General features: G+C 59.6%; 2 protein-coding genes. Both read right to left on the minus strand.

The features are described from left to right. Window positions 1–669: 4Fe-4S dicluster domain-containing protein (locus V6C07_RS09635; protein ID WP_333536214.1), on the minus strand; the 669-nt coding region annotated here is incomplete at its 3' end. Window positions 670–682: 13 nt separating this feature from the next. Then, window positions 683–1,595 (minus strand): cytochrome c3 family protein (locus V6C07_RS09640; RefSeq protein ID WP_333536217.1); only part of this gene is annotated, 913 nt, incomplete at its 5' end.

Consider the following 1,595-nt stretch of genomic DNA (forward strand, 5'->3'; position numbering starts at 1 on the left):
TTCGCCATATATGTAGTTGACGTACTTGCCGGGATTGTCGGCAATGCGGGCGCGGGCCACGCGGATCAGGTCGCTGCGGCGGCCGAAGGTAAGGGCATCCTTGGGGCATGCCTGCACACAGCCGGGCAGCTTGCCTTCCTTGAGCAGCGGCTCGCAGAAAGTGCATTTCTGTACGAGGGGGTCAAAGGCCTCGTCGTACTGAAAGCCGGGAACATAGAAGGGGCAGGCAACCATGCAGTAACGGCAGCCCACGCACTGCGAGCCTTCGTAGTGAACAGCGCCGTTGGGCTGCTTGGTAAAGCACTTGGCAAAGCAGGCAGAGGCGCAGGCCGGGTCATTGCAGTGGAAGCACTGCAATTTGCGGAACACGTCCTTGCCGTTGACCTTGTACTTGTTTACCACTGTCCATTCATATTCGCCTGTGCGGCGGTGCGTGTCGCACACCGTAAGGTCGCTGAAGGGTTTTTTGGGTTTGGGCAGGTGGTTGACCTTGTTACAGGCTTCTTCACACTTGCGGCAACCGATGCAACGGGTGGTGTCGTGCAGCACCCCGTAACTGTCTGCGTAATATGGGAAGGTATGGGGTCCGGCCTGGGCCACCTTGGCACTGCCAAGGGCCGAGACCACGCCCGCGCTTCCCAGAATGGTCAGAAATGTTCTGCGTTTCATATCTTACTCCATGCTAGTCGGCGCTTTTGGGCGCAGCCTTATGGCAAGTGGTGCAGTCGGTGTCACGGGGACGCGCGACATCCATGCCCTTGTGGCAACCCATGCACTGCAGATGGTAGGCGGCCATAAGGTTGGGACGACCGGGATTGGCCTTGTCGATCTCCTTGGTGTGGCAGCTGCCGCACTTGGGAGGCGTAAGGGAAAGCGGGCTTCTGTGGTGGCAGGTGGCGCACAGAATTTCAGGCTTGTTGTGGAAAGCCTGAGCCAGCTTGTCGTCCTTTATCCTTTCCATAAGGGAGGTGAGGTGGCGGCGGTGGGTAAAGTTGCTCGGCTCGTACTTGTCGGCCAGGGCATCAATGACCACCTTATACGGGGCCAGCATGGGGGAAACAGGTTCAACGGGCTTGCGGGCCAGCACGGTTTCTGCGGCCAGCGCCTCATTGTCGCCGGGCAGCAGGGTGCCGTTAATGCCCTTCTGCATCTGTTCGGGCGTCATTGAAGGCGTGATGTTATGGCAGGTGGCGCACCATGCCTCGTCACGCTTGGGCGTGACAATGGCGTGACAGCCCGCGCATTCGCGCCGTTCTTTGGTTTGCTGTTCGTGACAGCTCACGCAGCTTACGGGCGTATTGCCCTTGGCGCGTTTGGCGATATTGGTGGCGTGCATGGCGCGGTCAAGGGTGATGTAGTTGCCCTCGGCCTTGCCCTCTACCGTGTGGCAGGTGCTACAGGACACCGGATCGCCCGTGTGGTGACAGGTCTCGCAATTGTCAACCTTCTTTTCATGGATAAGATGGTTGAAAACCACGGGTTTCATGGCCGCGCCCTTGGGATTGGGCTTTTCGCCGACCGGAAACATGACTATAGCCGATGGCGCGCCGCTGTCTGTTGGCTCCAGGGCTGCGGCCGTGGCCGTGCCCCCCAGC

It is taken from the genome of Desulfovibrio sp. 1214_IL3152 (assembly GCF_036763055.1).
GTDB lineage: Bacteria > Desulfobacterota > Desulfovibrionia > Desulfovibrionales > Desulfovibrionaceae > Desulfovibrio.